The organism is Pseudomonas sp. NEEL19 (genome assembly GCF_028751975.1).
GTDB classification, from domain to species: domain Bacteria; phylum Pseudomonadota; class Gammaproteobacteria; order Pseudomonadales; family Pseudomonadaceae; genus Aquipseudomonas; species Aquipseudomonas juntendi.
The window spans coordinates 3,285,221-3,300,245 of the sequence record NZ_CP081491.1 but is presented as its reverse complement, the minus strand read 5'-3'; the positions used below and the strand labels follow the sequence as shown (position 1 = coordinate 3,300,245).

Annotated in this window: 8 protein-coding genes; 2 read left to right on the top strand and 6 right to left on the bottom strand. The window is 55.2% G+C overall.

What is annotated here, in order from left to right; all coding sequences use genetic code 11:
• Positions 1–18: 18 nt before the first annotated feature.
• Both K4A76_RS14670 and K4A76_RS14665 read right to left on the bottom strand, forming a co-directional pair.
• Positions 19–4,425 (bottom strand): tetratricopeptide repeat protein, encoded by a 4,407-nt coding sequence (locus K4A76_RS14670; protein ID WP_274410567.1) that lies wholly within the window; start codon positions 4,423–4,425, stop codon positions 19–21.
• Positions 4,426–5,365: 940 nt separating this feature from the next.
• Entirely contained in the window at positions 5,366–6,553 is a 1,188-nt protein-coding gene (locus K4A76_RS14665) for a hypothetical protein (protein ID WP_274410566.1), read from the bottom strand.
• Positions 6,554–7,272: 719 nt separating this feature from the next.
• Between K4A76_RS14665 and K4A76_RS14660 the strand changes: the two genes are divergently transcribed.
• Together K4A76_RS14660 and K4A76_RS14655 are read left to right on the top strand one after the other, a co-directional pair.
• On the top strand, positions 7,273–7,893 hold the full coding sequence (locus tag K4A76_RS14660) for a hypothetical protein (protein WP_274410565.1): 621 nt from the start codon (positions 7,273–7,275) through the stop codon (positions 7,891–7,893).
• Complete coding sequence (locus K4A76_RS14655; protein WP_274410564.1) at positions 7,893–9,788, top strand: caspase family protein; 1,896 nt, start codon at positions 7,893–7,895, stop codon at positions 9,786–9,788. The genes K4A76_RS14660 and K4A76_RS14655 overlap by 1 nt, the downstream gene beginning before the upstream one ends.
• Positions 9,789–9,971: 183 nt before the next feature.
• Here K4A76_RS14655 and K4A76_RS14650 read toward each other — a convergent pair whose 3' ends face one another.
• The 4 genes from K4A76_RS14650 to K4A76_RS14635 form a co-directional block, all read right to left on the bottom strand.
• Entirely contained in the window at positions 9,972–10,133 is a 162-nt protein-coding gene (locus K4A76_RS14650; RefSeq protein ID WP_274410563.1) for a hypothetical protein, read from the bottom strand.
• Positions 10,134–10,775: 642 nt separating this feature from the next.
• Positions 10,776–11,006 carry a hypothetical protein gene (locus tag K4A76_RS14645; RefSeq protein WP_274410562.1) on the bottom strand — a complete coding sequence of 77 codons (231 nt, stop codon included), beginning with the start codon at positions 11,004–11,006 and terminating at the stop codon, positions 10,776–10,778.
• A 119-nt stretch (positions 11,007–11,125) separates the two neighbouring features.
• A complete protein-coding gene (locus tag K4A76_RS14640; RefSeq protein ID WP_274410561.1) occupies positions 11,126–12,784 on the bottom strand; it encodes an ATP-dependent helicase in 1,659 nt (552 codons plus the stop codon).
• Positions 12,781–14,712, bottom strand: a complete 1,932-nt coding sequence (locus tag K4A76_RS14635; RefSeq protein ID WP_274410560.1) for an ATP-dependent nuclease — start codon at positions 14,710–14,712, stop codon at positions 12,781–12,783. The genes K4A76_RS14640 and K4A76_RS14635 overlap by 4 nt, the downstream gene beginning before the upstream one ends.
• Between the last annotated feature and the right edge of the window lie 313 nt (positions 14,713–15,025).

The following is a 15,025-nucleotide window of genomic DNA, read 5'->3' as shown; positions in this document are numbered from 1 at the left end:
TTTAGCTCTCTACACTCATCACCCTGTCGGGATCTCCCAAATTGGATCCGGGCTTGAATACAGCGGCGGGCATAGCCCCATGATGGGCTGCGCCACCATGGCGACGGGGGTTACTGGTCGGAGAGATCGCTCCTTGGCTCGCTGGATTGCCTTCTTGAGCAGGTGGTGAAAACTCCAGTCAATGTTGGTACCTCGAAGGCGGATCTTCAACATGTTGAGAAACCTTCCGTCGAGATCTGGAGGGCAGTCATCATGCCTCAGCAGGGGTTCAAGGCAGTATTCAATCAACTCACACATAGCACCAAAATCGCAGCGTACCTCGGCATACATGTCACATACGAAATCCCGAACCACACGAAATGTTGAGTTGAATCTCACAAGTGGTGTTGATAGGTAGTCACGCAGAGCATTCAAGCCTTGGGTCGCAAACGCAGTACCTTGATCCATCATCCGGACGAGATCTGCAGAGCTGATCTCGATGAAGTTTCGGCGGGAGATGACCATCTTCATGATGGCGCGTGAGTACTCTGCCGCACGCAGCGCCTGATGTTCAACCAAATACTTCAAGAGATCTTGGGGAGAAGCCGTGGGGATTTCCAGCAGGTAAGCAAATTTCCGCAACCGGCCATCAAGTGCGAGCAGACCGGCCTTACGCTCCATACAGATAAGGAGTGAGCTGAAGTCTTCCTCACTCAAGACCTGATTGAGGGACGGCAGATTGGTTTCAGGTTCATCCGGCCCATACGCAGGCACCACTTGGCAGTAGCTGGAAATCGCGAGGAGGATTGCCTCGATGAGCGCATGGTCACGCGACAACTGGTCTGCGGACTGCTCTGTAAAACCTAGTCGCCCCTCATGTGAGTACAGGGTGGCGCTGGTTGGGAAGGCAGCAATTTTTTCAAGCTTTACCACCAATGTCTGGAAAGTCATGGAGCTCACGAACACCGCTGGGAAGTGCTCTAGCACATCCAGCATTTCCAGCCGTGCCAGCTCCACGAGAATTGAAAGGTCGACGACCAGAGGCCCTTGTTCTTGGCCGGCGCAGGCAAATGTCCCATGGCGTTCCGGCAATCCCGTTGATACCTCAAGGGGCGGCGCGTCAACCGGCCAACGGCAGATGATGTCGATTACATCAAGGCCGAGCATTTTCGCTACTAGACCCAGGGAGGCCGCGTGGTGTTGGTAGATATCAAGCGTGTGAGCGACCTGAACGTTGCGGCTTTCCAACATTTCCTGGATTTCAGAAAAATCGTAGCTGCCATCCTCGTTCTCTGGCAATTCAATCGCCGTCATGGTGGTGCTGGGATTGAAGGTGTTGTTAGCGCATCGATAGGATAGGTCGATCAGGCGCTTGTGAACTGTTGTGATGCTTTTGATTTGGAATTGACTAGACGTGGCTACACCCCGGTTGGCTTGCGAGAACTCCCGAACCTGAAGTCCCAGCAGCGCTTGAGCATGTGCGCTTGATGGACTTATGAATTCCGCACTCGGGCGCAGATCTTGGTCGCATTCCAGGTCAATGGTGACATGGTGAGTGTTGCCACGGACGTCGACCACCTCCACGCTGCACCCTGGCCCCACCTGTGTAGGTGCATTGAGAATCTCTTCAGACGCTTTCCGGGCCACGAGCATCATTGATAAATGAGTCGCAGCAATCTCTACGTCATCCAGGTTGTTGCGCATCACCTGGTACACCCTCTGCAGTCCTTTTGCCACCGCTCCATATCGAAGCTCAGCATTGGCAATTAGGAGGATGTCCTTGGGATCGCCATCCAGTCGCTCCGGAACACTGTGGAGAATTTGCTCGAAATCATCGGCGTTTTCGCTGGCCGCAATCTGGACAAGCTGAAGCCAGGCAGATGAGTCTGAGGGCAGGGATCGGACAACGGCTTCTGCCACGAGGCGCATACGGGCCCAATCGCCTGCTGCGCGGTAAAGGGTCAACGCGAGATCCTGCGCCTCGCCCGATTTGATCCACGTCGCAGGCATGGTGCCCAATAGATCACGTGCACGTGCACGATGCTCTGTATGGACGTAGCAGTTGAGCAAACATACATGCAATGGTGTGAAGGTGTTGTTTGGAAGCAAGCGCTCCAATGCGCCAATCGCATCCCGGTAGCGCTTGACCCGCGCCATCAGCTGTCCGGCCATGGCCAACTCATGCGGATCCGAGATATCTGGCACAAGCTCAGCTACTCGATCTATGAATGCTGAGCGTTTCGTTTCATCGCCACTCTTGCCCATATGAGCACGAGCCGCGAACACGAGGTCACCTATGCAATCGCTTCGCGGCGTAACTCCTCGTTCCGCAATCTCATCCAGCAAAATCGCGTTGTCATGGCATTTCAGCAGCCATTCCCAGCGTAGATACTTGAGTTTCTCTTGGGTGACTCTGATGGTTTCGGATCGGGGCCGTGTCAGAACCTCGGCGTTCACCCGTTCGATGAGCTCGTAATGGTCGGAGTTGAAGCAGGCCTCAGCAAATACCAGTAACGCCTCGTCTGGGAGCTCCTCTAACCGGGCTGAGAAGCGGTTGACGGCGTCCCCAAGGCGCTTCATGTCGCAGAGCGCTTCAAGCTCGAAGCGAAGGATCTCAGGCGATTCGGCAATTCCACGTCGCCTGCCCTCCTCGATAAGCGCGAGGGATTCCTGAGGTCTCCTCAGTAGCACCAGTGCGTAAGCAAGATGAAGAGTTGCTTCCTTCTGAGCATTTGGTACCTGAACAGTCCAAAGCGCTTGCTCTCGGTTATCAAACCTCGATACTGCGTCGGCCAAAAGTGCGGCGCGATCCTCTGGCAGAGCGCGGCTGAACACATGGATAGGGCTGCCAGCGATAAGCCGAAGTACCTGGCGCAGATAATTCTCACGCACAAAAAACGTGACATCCGCTTTGCTCATTGCGATTTGAATGGCCTGAACGGCCCCTTCATCTTCCTCGGCGTTTTCGCAGGCGCTTGCGACCAATTGCCAGGAAGCTGCTTTTTCGAGAAAGGGCTCAGGTATGTCAGATGCAGTAAAACGCTCGCCGTTTTGTATTAAGGCATTGGTGGCGGCCATCCAGACGATGAATGACTCTGGGAACCGAGCGACAAGGGTTCGCCCTAGTGCCGCAGCTTGCTCCGAGTCGTTGCGAAGCATGAATGCTCGAATTCCCGCAGCGCATACACGGTCGTCCGTGTTGCAGAATGCCGGTGCGAGCTCGAAGTCTGCCGCAGCTGCTTCGTTATCTCCCAGATGCCAGTGAGCAGCACCGCGAAGGAGATACCACCGTGCTTTTTGATGCTCGTCGAACTCTGGAAAATCGGGCTCAAGCAACTCCAGGTCTTCGAGGGAATCACTGTAGCGATTATCTTTCTGCCATTCTCCGATCCTGTCCAAGCGCCGTGAAACGGATGAGTTCGCTGAATTTGGACGGGACGGTGGCAGGTCATCCGTCGACATCCGAACACTCGCTATGGATTTCTTTCCTAACAATGGGGCGAGCAGCTCAATGAGCCCCTGCAGATCGGGGCTCTCACCGACGTGGACATTGGTTTTTCCGCTGGTTAGGTTGATCAGGCCCGCCCGGAACTTGCGAGTGGAGGCGAAGACATCTGCCAATTGCCCGAGGTGACGCCCAAGTGATGGAAGATCTACTTCACCCGCTTGGCCATTGAGTTCCGCGCAGACCTCCATAAGCTTTGCCCATACAGCGTCGGCATCATGTGCCGGCAGGCTGTGGCGTATAAGGGTTTTTTGGGTCTCTACACCATCGGCCCTGTCTGAATCGAGATCCTGCGCAAGGAACCGAAGATGAAGCACGAACTGATGCAGTTCTTCTGGGCGGACGAGGCTCTCGCTATACGTCTCGACCGCTGCCTTTATCGCGCTGTAGGCGGTACGGATAGCGTCATTACTAAACCCTGGGGCGTGAACCTTCGTGTCCCAGGACTCGAAAGACGTGGATGACCGAGCGAAGTTGACTACCTCGATTGCACCCTTCATGGCGCCGGTGCTAGCTACATCAAAGACAATCAGCGTTTCATCAAGCTCGCGCTGGAAATCTGCGCTCTCAAAATCCAACCAGGCTAATCCAACGGCCTCTTCAAAGACAGGGTTGGCGGTAGCCCTCAATGACCGTTTCATCTGCATCCGCACCGTCGCCGTCTGACCTGTAGCGCAGCAGTGTGTCGACACAACCAAGTCGTCAGTGTTGTGCTCGTGGATGCGGCCCTGGAATTGCAGTTTGACGACGGTGAAGTCCTGACGAACCCCTGAGCATGCTGCACCGAGGCACATGGCCAAAAGACGGACAGCCTGAACGCGGCGCTCAAATGCGCCTCCCCGGTCGCCCGTTGCAGCAGGGCTTGCTAATTTTTTCCGGGGTTTCGCGGGTTGCGGAGCCACAACGGTTTTAGAGCGTTTGGAGGGTCGATCCTTCGGCATATCCGCATCGCAAAACTTAGAGATGGGTCATTCTAGCCCACTGCCATCATGGCGGTAAGCCGCTACTTGGCTAGCTCCGCAAACCCATCGTGATCGAGGTCGGGTCAGGGGGATTCGTCTTCGGGGACAGATAAATTCTTGTGGCCTGGCGTCCATCAAATGGCGCCGTGAAATGGCGCGATTAGTCGGGTCAGTTCCAGACAAACTTGCTTGGATGGGACATTTCTTTCAAAAGTGCGACGAGTTCATAACCCACCCCCCTTGAAAAATTTTAAGCGAGCCGGAGTTTTTATATTCGAGGGCAAGAGAAAAGCGGTGGTGCCTCAGCCACCACGTTTTTTCAGGAAAAACCTAGCCTGCTTTTCGCTTCTCTGATTTTGCCTTTGCTCTTGATGGTGATCTGGAGGTGTCCGGTTTTCGAGCTGAACAGATCAGTCAGCAAGGGGTAGGGGAGGGGGGAGGTCGGCATTTCGGCGGCAAAGCCGCCGCCTGCGCTTTGAATACAAATTGAGTCTCTTACAGGCAAAAAAATTTTGAGTCGGACACAGGCTCTGGATACGGCTTGTTGCGTCCAAAATTCGGGGGGCAATATGCTGAGTTCGCAGGATGTTGCTGGGTACCAAACTATTGCTTGTTTTCGGACTCATCAGCGGACGACCATGGTTCCGAGTGATGCATTAGCATACACAGGGCCTTGCCCAGGGCTTCAACAGCATGACAAGCGGTGCGACAGAGGCGTAAGGGACTTTGCAAATCCTTCTGAGTGAGATCGAATTCGATGCGCGCAACCTGGATCACTAAGGGGTTTCGGTTATCGTCGGGCCGCGCTTTTAGATGCGGTGGCGTGACCCATGCGACCCATAAACAGAATGCCCCGACGTAGCCGGGGCGATATTGGGGAGGCCTGCACCAGGTTAGACTGGGTCGAGTAACAGGATTCTCATTGAACCTTCGATATCTGCGGTTTGAGTACCAAGCTCAAGCTGAGCCTGCGCTTAGTGAGGGTCTTGAATCTTCCTCCTTCTCGTGGCGCAGCAGAGGGTGGGGTAATGCTGGATTTCCACACGCCTAGCACTACAACGTCGTCGCCATCCTCAATGCCATTGAACCAGGCTGTCTCCCTTGACCACACGCTGACTTCCAAGCCGATACCGTTATCAGCATCGTCTTGATCGATGCGGAAGGGGTTCATCTGCAGGTTAAGCACATTCTTGCTTGCATCTCCTTTTAGCCCCCTACGAACGCTTTTAACATTGCCCTGGATGGCGATAGGGTGTTGAACGACGTTTTGTGATACCGCGTGGAAGGCTTCCATGTGCCGTTCCGTTTCGTAGTAAAACTGATCCCAGCTAACCTTGACATTGCCTTCGAAAATCAGCTCCAAATGCTGCTCGATGTCTTGGTTGCTCGCGCAGAGAGCCCTCAACTTGAGGGCGCGGGTCGCGGAGTTGATGTAGGCGGGCAGGAGGTTGGGATTGCGGGTGTAGGTGCGGCCCGTCTTCGCTCGCGAACCATCAGAATTCTGGTCTTGTGCGATGCTACCTCCTTCCAATGCCTCTTTGATCATCACTAGGCGCATACGATATTTGTTCCGCTGGATGCTTTCGATCAGACCTTCAGATTCCATTGCAATCTTGTCGACCTCTTCGTCCACTCCAAAGCGACAATGCGAAGCATGAGCGCCTTTCGGAAGCAGTCGGAAGTACCCGGGCACCAGAACAGATTTGTCGTACATCTCGCGCGTGTGAGATGGATTGTGAGTGACCGCGACACCGCAATGCGTGCACATCAAGGGCTCCGCACCCATCCCGCGGTGGTAGGTGTTTGCGTCCCACTCTCGTCCATGTTGGTCTTTGGCGAGATTCATTTTGATGCCCATGACTGTTCCTTGTTCGCGCGTCTTTTCAGGGGATGTTTGGGGTTCGGTCGGGGTTGAGTTTGGCTTTGGGTCTGGCGCAGGAAAGCCGCGCTGTAGCGAGCGCCGAGCGTGATGGAAGTCCTGGAAGCCAGACTCACGCGCAGCAGCATCAAGAGCTTCATTGTGGGGGATGTGTTTTTCGCGCTTAAGCTTTGTAGCTTTTCGCCGGATACCACGAAGGGTAGAGGGGGGTGTATCAGTAGTGCTCATGTTCTTCTCCTCCCCATGAGCTACGCCACTCGTCTACGTCGCTAGGGGCCAGATAAAACACGGCCTATGCATAAGAGGTATTGCAGGTAGTGCCGTTTCCAGCTGCCACTGACGAGTGAGATGCGCCTACCTGACGCGAGTCGAAATCTACCAACCCCCTTGCAAGGGTGCAAGGGGGATTACCCAAAGATGTGTCTAGCACGGGTATTTTCAGATCCCTTTGTTTAGCCTGATGGACATGACCCGTATGCTCTCGGAAAGGATATTCTCACGCGACTGCCGACGCAGCGGGCACATGCTTTGCTGCTGCCGTATCGGTGGGTGAGCTGCCGAGCCAGGTCGTCCATCCCCCAAGACGGCACTTCCTGCTAGATGTCAGCCATGTTGGTTCAGCTTGGCCATTTGTTGTGCAGCTCACCATCAACTGCGGTACTCACAAAGGTATTGCTCAGCATGATCGGTGTGACCAGGCCGCCCAATCGATGATCCCACTATGAGTGCTCCGGTAATCAGGGGCGCTCTGGTGCCTTTCGATAACGGGCGATGCATCGTCAGATGCCATACAATTGCCATCTCTTTCCAAAGCAAATGCAGATGCTTGCGCGACCGACGTGGTCGTCAATCGCACCGGCCATGAGTTGGAAGCAGCTGCAGGTTTCTGGCCCCGATGCCACGCGGTGTAGTAGATCAACTCAAGCTTGAGCAGTGAGGAATGAGACATGAGGGATAAAGCCCATCCTTTCCCGTTTGATGTGCAGGCGGGACTCGTTATGCAAGCGTTCCGGGAAGCAACGTGGGAGCGGCTCGATCAGGCGCGCAGGCAAGTGGGAGGCGGGGAGAACGTCCAGCGCTTTAGTCACGGTGGATCGTGGCAGTCACATCACAGCTATGCACCAGACCGTGTCGATCAGATGCAGACGATTGAGCACGAAACAATCCTACGACTTGAGGACATCATGGAGGGCCGGCTCGACGTCATTGAGCGCATGGTTGAGGAGATTTCCAACTGCATGGCGGACAGCTATGCCAAAGCCTTCTACCAGATGCTTTCTGATACGTGTGAAGAGAGCGGCAACGTCATAGATGGCTCCACAGGGAGCTTGGGCGAACGAATGCTCAAGGCTATAGAGCAAGTCACATACTCAGTGGATCGGGATGGGCAAGTATCGCTTCCAGAGTTTCGCATGCACCCCACCCTCGTCAAGCGTCTGCAATCAGATCCATCGCTCAAAGATCCCGTGCTGCTGGCGAGGGCCGAGCAGGTAAAGCAGCTCAAAATCGCACAGGCACTGGAAGAGGAAGCCTCGCGGAAATCCAAATTTCGTAGCAGGGAGCAGTGATGGCTAAGGTATTGTTGTGCATTGGATGTGACGACTATCAGTCCCTTAGTAGACTTTCTGGGGCTGAGCGTGACGCGCTTTCGATCCATGCTGCGCTTTCCACTGGGCCTTTGAGCAGTATCAACCCAGTGCACGCCTATCTGCTGAACTCTCCGACCCGGCAACAGCTAGACGCGATGCTCCTGGATATCCAAGATCGCTACGATGAAATCGAGAGCTTTACGCTCTTCTTTGCGGGGCACGGCGGCGAGGCAAATGACAGCTATTTTCTCTGTCTGAGCGACACCCGAGGTGATCGCTTATCAACCACTGGGTTTGCACTCAGCCGTTTGTTCGAATACTTCAACGAGCTCAAGGCCGCGCATTGCAACGTCATCGTCGATGCGTGCAACGCAGGCGGCATGGTGTCGAACCTGGGCATCCTGCTGAAGCCTGAAGTGATTGGTAAGGCCAAGACATTCGGTGTCTCATTTTTCGTGTCGTCCGCGGCAGATCAGTACGCCGGCGAGACCAGTAGAGGAGGGTATGGAACCCTCGCATTGCTCAAAGTACTGGATGGGGAGATTGATACGGGATCGCGAGCCAGGATGCTTGATCTGGTGGATATAGGTCGACCGGCTGCGGAGTATGTGGCAGAGCATACCCAAGGCAGGCAAATGCCATCCGTATGGGGCGTCAATCTCTACGGCCACATGCCGTTGTTCGGAAATCCGCATGCTTCCGACAACCCTGCGTCCTCGTTGTTGGGACTCACTGGGATCTTACCCACGTCTCCAGCTGGACAAGCCATCAGCAGCCACTCCACCGAGCTCTATACGCTCTTGTTCGCTCCGGAGCACGAGCTCACTCCGGACAAGCTTTTTCCTGTCCTCACCAAGTTCGTAGATAGCTTGGCCGACATACCCAACTCCGTAGGGGCATTCATCGGAGGGATCTGGCAATCACTGGAGAAGGGCACAGCGCGCCATGCCAATAGCTTCTCTCGAGTAGAGCTAAGCGCAACCTGTATAGCTCTGCTGCTCCAGTCCTCTCAACGGGACAGCGCCTCACGGGACTGTATCGTGGCGCTTGCCCACGAGATCGTTGGGGATGTTGAACACCTGATAATCGATATCGTCGATGGCCTTCGCGAGAATTCTGGCTCGTTGTGCCGTCATGGCATTCCCGACCTGTTCTACCTTCCTCAGCGCATATCGCGGATTTTGGGTTGGGCCGGCGCAGCGGTGCATTTGGCTCGGGAGCTCGGCATCAGCGAAACTCCACTCCAAGAAGCACTGGAGAACCTGAGCGTCCTTCTGATGGAGCACTATGCAAGCACGTGTGCCGGCATGAGCGAAGACGAAGCCCCATACTGGGCAGCGTTCCTCACGGCCATCAAAACCGATGACCTCAATGGCCTGGGTGAATTGGTGGTCAGCACATTGATCAATGCGCTTGTTGAGCATGAGGGGCAGCTCGCCCAGCCCTTACTGCCGGCAGAGGATGTATACGCATATCTCAAAGCACGCGCAGACCAGGATCCACCTGCTCTACGCACTTTGAGCAATTCACCCTCTGAAACGCTGGCCCTTGTATTACTCATCAGTGGGCGTCACTCGCTGGAGGAGGAGTTGGATTACAACCTTGCCAGTCTCGACCACGCGCACCTCAACATTTTCATTCCACAAAGCTACCTGGAGTTCAGCCAGCCTTTTGTTCCTAACGGCATAAACCATGTGTTTCAAATCGGTCATAAGGTGTGGACGGTCGCAGATGTTGCTCAACGTTGGGTAGAGGTGTGCAAGCCGCAGATGGATAATGATCCGTCGCTTCGAGACCCAGCGACGCGGATCGGCGCCGTCTGCGCATCACTTCTTTTCCCGAATCGGGTTGCCTGGTTTTTGCTCCGCGAGTAAAGACTGCTCACGCTGGCAGATCCTCACCTTGTGATTTGGGCTGTGCAGGAACCGATGCTCAGCCCCCCCGGGAAGGATCGAAAAATAAGCCGTATGGCGTCAAGCGGCAGGCTAGCTCCATGCAGATGAGTCGTCGTAGCACTGGTGCATCGAATTACCGGTCTATTGAACGGGCCGTGGCCTTCACTGCGGCGAATTCGCAGAAATCAGAGCCTCCGCCAGAGCCTGCAGAGCGTCCTCCAGGCGTCGGTCTTCCCGAGCGTCACCGCTGGCAGGCTTGTGGGTTTGGCAGTGGCGCAGAAGGGCTTCTGCGTCATTTTGATTGAGGTCAAGTTCGATGTGCATATCTACGCTCCATGAGCAATCGCCAGGTTGAGTTGACCGCAGCATACCGTGAAGAGGCGAGGTGAAATTGAGGCTAGGCATTGGACTGTGACGTAGAGACACAAGTGTGGTACTGGGCTAAGCAGGTCTACGGAGATCAGCTGGGCATGATTTTGAACGAGGCACTGGCGGGCTACACCCGGTCTGCTGGCTTCGATGTTTTGACCCGCCTGCATTGCAGTGCAGTGGGGAATGAGGCGCTGGTGACTTTGAGAGCAGCGTTGATACTACGATGGCCCAACGGAGACTTTGGTCATTCGGATGTGTACATCGAGCTACGCTCACGCCTTCGGTCGTATCTATACGATTATCTGTTGCGTCGAGTCGTCCATGAGCGCCCAGGTTTGCCCGTCCTACGGAACGCCATGTTCGCGATAGACCTAGGCTTGTGACGTTAAAAACTAAACTATGGTTTCGATTCTCTGGCCAAGCCCTCCAGCGAACGCAAAAACTAAGCTAAAGCTTAGTTTTCATAGCCTTGTCTCATTCCGATCAACGATTCTGATCGCCGATCAAGGGCTACTACGATGCGCATTAACCTCATGGACTTTCTCTGTCCCGCTACCGAAGACGATTACCTACCAAGGCACCGACACAAGCCTCTCACCACTGACCGCCGGGGTTAGCCTCGTGTGCGTGCACCAGTGCTTCGTCCGCTAATTCAAGCATTTCGGTTAGGGTTCCCGCATCCACGGCATGTGCATCGCGCAGCGCGTACGCCTGGTGCAACAGCTCTCGATGGTGCTTCCTAGGTTCCTTGATCAGCGCATCAGTGTCTTGGAGCAGGTGGTACCACTCCGGAATGGTGATCAATTTAGTTGGTTGAGTGTGCATGGGGCACCTGCGACCCGTACTGTATGTGCGTACAGTATTCGAAATCGATTCCGAGGTACAGGGGGGATGAGCCGTAGTTGCTACCCGGGTGTGGCACATCGAACTGGTACCTTGAGAGCCTATAGGCGGCCCGTAAGATGTCTTGTCACTTGGGAAACGAACTCTCCATGCGGTGTGCGGTGTTCCGTCCATCGGCCCGCTTTCTGAGGCTTGGGTCGGTACTCTGCTGTTGTGATCATAAGTCGTTCCTTGGCCCGTGAAATGCCCACGAAATAGACACAGCGCTCTTCGGCGAGCTTGCCCCAAAATGCCTGGGTTTCGACACCGAGAATGATGACCGTGTGAAACTCAAGCCCCTTGCTTTTGTGGATTGTGAGAAAGCGTACGGCCTGGTCGTCTGAAAGCCGGGCAAGGGCACCGGGAATGGTGTTTTCGCTACTGAGCAGCGTACCGATTCGATCTCTGACCTCACGCACTATTTCATGCAAGCGTGGTTTCGACTCGTAGTCACCAGAGAGGGCCGTCAGAATTGGATACCCTACATCTCGGATGAAGCTGCTTGTAAGCGTCCACCAGTCCTCATACGGGGAAGCGGTTTTGCTAGCGGCCCGTACCTGGCGCAAATGGGCGCGGTAGGTGGTTTCAAACAACCTGTGAAGGTGGTCACGACTGGCCTCCTCATAGGGGGTGAATAAGTCCATCAGACGCGCCCATGCATCCGATTGGCCTTTTCCATACAGACAGGTGAGGTAGTCGATAACCAGTCGTGCTACTGGCTCTTTCAGCAAGTCCTGCAGCTCGCTGTCGTTTCTTGAAGCAATGCCCAGTTTGCCAAGCTCCTCCATCAGGGCTGACCCGTAGTCGTCTACCTGACGAGGCATCAATACTGCGATTTCTCGCGGTGGAACGCCCGCTTCGATCCACTGGCGAATGTTGTCAGCCAGCACCGTCGCTTCTTGTGAAGAATGCTGGAAATTAACCGCCAAGACCTCTCCTTCATCACCCGAGATCAGTTCTGCCGGCGTCACTGCTGAGGGGGCAATTTCACGGATGATTTCATTCTGAACACGCAGCAGATTGGGCTTTGATCTGAAATTCGCGTAGAGGTGAAGGGGAAGGGCATCGAAGTCAGTCGCATACGTCTTGAAGATACCCTCCAGCGCTCCCGCCCACCCCATGATCATCTGCTTGCGATCTCCGACCGCGGTGAGGTGGATGCTGGTACCGAGGAAGAGCAGCTTAATGAGCTCGTACTGGTCAGCGGTGCAGTCCTGGAACTCGTCCAAGAAAACATGCGCGTAGGTTTTGCGGATTGCGTTCCGGGCAACTTCGCTGCGCTGAATGATCTTGATGGCGAGGGGCAGAAGCTGCTTGAAGGTTATCTGCTTGCCGGGGATGGCCTCTGCACCGATTGCGTAATCCGGACTCAAGCCTTCCTCCGCAATGATGGGGAGGAACTTGTCGATGATCCGTTTTGCGAAGCCATGGAACGTCACACTGTCGAAGCGTGATGCGAAGTTCCAGCCACAGCGGAGCTGAATCCGTTCCTTCAGGTTACGGCTGGCATCTGTCTTGAACGACACCGCAAGGATTCGCTTGGGGAAGCGGCAGCTGTTGGTTCGCAGAAGGTAATCGGCACGTTGGGCCAGCACCTCGGTCTTGCCGGCGCCTGGCCCCGCGGTAAGCAAGATCGACCGATCAAGCTCGCGAACCACGCTCCATGCATTTTTCTCCAAGCGCACGCCAGGCGAGGGAGCCCATTGATCATGAGAAATCACTCGGGAGATTCCTCAAGCTTGGCTTTGACCCGGTCTGCTAGCCGATTGAGAGATGGTGGTAGTGAGGCCAACAGCTGCGCGTCAGTGAGATTGCCCAAGGCATCTAGGTGAGCTGCAGGCTTACTGCTGAGCTTGAACAGCTTGTGGTAGGCCGCGAAGAGTTGCTGCTCATCAGCATCGTACTGCCCCGGATTGAAATGGCTCTTGCCAAGTACGGTTACGTGATCGTGCGGTGTAGGGGCTGAAAGCTCGGCACCAAAAGCAGCGGGAAATGCTTTGAGCATCGCGAAGTCTAGATCCAGTGGATCCGAGAAAAACACGTCTCGGTTTTCTAGCTCCACAAATATGCTTCTTGAGCCTTCACTGCCCGTTGGGAAGCAGTGCGCACTCCTTATCAGGTAATGAGGATTATTCCATGCAGGGCGCTCCCAATGACTGGGGATGCTACGCGCGGGATCAAACTTGTCGAGTTGGTCACGTACGTAATTCACTCGTCCCCAGCCACCTTGATGGCGCCCCACGTCGAGGCCGAGCAGGGTGATATGAGGCGTACCTAGCGCGTTCAGCAGCCGCCAGAAATGATTGACATGGCGGCCCCCAAGTGGGGCTATTGCCACTGCGTACTCGTCAACGGGAGCTCCCTTGGCTTGAAGGATTCGAGGTAGCACGATTTCTTCACTATCACCCTCCCCAAGCACCACAAGACGCGCGAAATAGAGCTCGGGAAACGCCTGGACGGCTTCTCTAACGAACTTGTACGCGTCGCTGCGCTTGTCTGGAAGCACGATGGTCGACACATCCGTTTCTCGCTTTGAATTCAGACGCAGATACCTGATCTGGTCAGGTTCAACTCGTCTGAGCATCGACGGGGCCTGCGTGGCGATCAATGCTTGTGCGTCTACGTCTACGCATGATTTCAGGGAGCTCACGATGCGCCCCAAATAGTGCGGGGACAGGCTGTTCTCAGGCTCCTCGACCGCCAGAATCGTGTAGGCAGCAGGTTTCAGTTTGAGGGGATCGAACGAGGTGTTCTGCCCTGATCTGACCTCGCGGCCAATGGTCAGGGATGTGAGAACAAGCGAGAGATACAGCATCGATTTCTGCCCGTCACTCAGCCTGGCGTAGTCCACGTGGCTTTCACCATGGCCGGGCGTGAAGGAAATCGAGAGGTGTCGCAGGATGGCCTCGATTTCAGAGTTCGCGAAGGTAAGTGATGGATTCGCGAAAAAATCGCCTTTGTGAAGACGTTGCCATGCGCCGCTAAGGCTAGTGCTCAAGGTCTTGATCGACTCGTTTTCGGACAAGCACTCAGTGATTTGCTCAGTGAGCTGCTTGATTGAGTCCCGATCATCACTCCAATTGACGGCTCGAAGGAGGCGGCCCAGAAGCGCGCTGGCACCAAAAGCAATATGATCAGCAGGATCCCGGCGAGCAGGTAGGTAGTGAACGTGTATCTCGTCTCGTTCACGCTTCGCTACGGGCTTGAGCGTCGTTGGATTCCCATGCTCGTCCATCCGAGTCACGTAATGTAAACGCTCCTCTACCTCGCCATCAGGGTGGAGAGTGCCTTCCAGGCGGTAGCGAATACGAGGAACCCCATCAGCCGTCTGCAGCGTCATTTGCGTGAAGAACGGCGGTACTGTGTCGTCCTCCTCATCATCGAGTGTTTCGTCGAACGTGAAGTCCGCCTCAATCCAGAGCGAGCGCTGAGCGGGCACCTCCTGCTCGTTCAAGGGGACATGGAAATCTGATCGACGCAGGCGACGTAGGCTTGGCTCGAAACCAAACATGCGCGCCAATGCCTGCAGCGTCGCAGTCTTCCCGGCGCCGTTTGGCCCTAGGAGGTATGTAACGCCGTCGAAGGTTATGTCAGCGACGTCTTGTCCAAAAGACTGAAAACCGCTGATCCGCAGACTGCAAAGCTTCATGTGGTGAGATTCCTTTCGGCTACTCCTGATCGCTCGCTCTGAGTCACGAGGGTATGGTGAGGAGGTGGCACCGTGCCGCTACAAGATACGGCATGCTCCCGGTGGGTGGCTAGGAGGGACTTGCCCTCAGCGGGGTACAGCTTCTGGTACAGCCTCTCGGGCAGCGCATCGTCGCTGGTTCGAATCGAATGATTTCTGGTGCGTGGATAGGCCGCGGGGTGGATTCGGGCAGAAGAACAGGACGAAAAAGGCATTCGTGGGCGGGAGGAGGAGGAGCGTAAGCCGAGGTGCGACGGTAGGCCTGCTAAGTCAG

Coding starts and splice junctions, on each gene's coding strand:
- K4A76_RS14670 (WP_274410567.1), bottom strand. CDS start 4,425: ATGCCGAAGGATCGACCCTCCAAACGCTCTAAAACCGTTGTGGCTCCG.
- K4A76_RS14655 (WP_274410564.1), top strand. CDS start 7,893: ATGGCTAAGGTATTGTTGTGCATTGGATGTGACGACTATCAGTCCCTT.
- K4A76_RS14665 (WP_274410566.1), bottom strand. CDS start 6,553: ATGAGCACTACTGATACACCCCCCTCTACCCTTCGTGGTATCCGGCGA.
- K4A76_RS14660 (WP_274410565.1), top strand. CDS start 7,273: ATGAGGGATAAAGCCCATCCTTTCCCGTTTGATGTGCAGGCGGGACTC.
- K4A76_RS14645 (WP_274410562.1), bottom strand. CDS start 11,006: ATGCACACTCAACCAACTAAATTGATCACCATTCCGGAGTGGTACCAC.
- K4A76_RS14635 (WP_274410560.1), bottom strand. CDS start 14,712: ATGAAGCTTTGCAGTCTGCGGATCAGCGGTTTTCAGTCTTTTGGACAA.
- K4A76_RS14650 (WP_274410563.1), bottom strand. CDS start 10,133: ATGCACATCGAACTTGACCTCAATCAAAATGACGCAGAAGCCCTTCTG.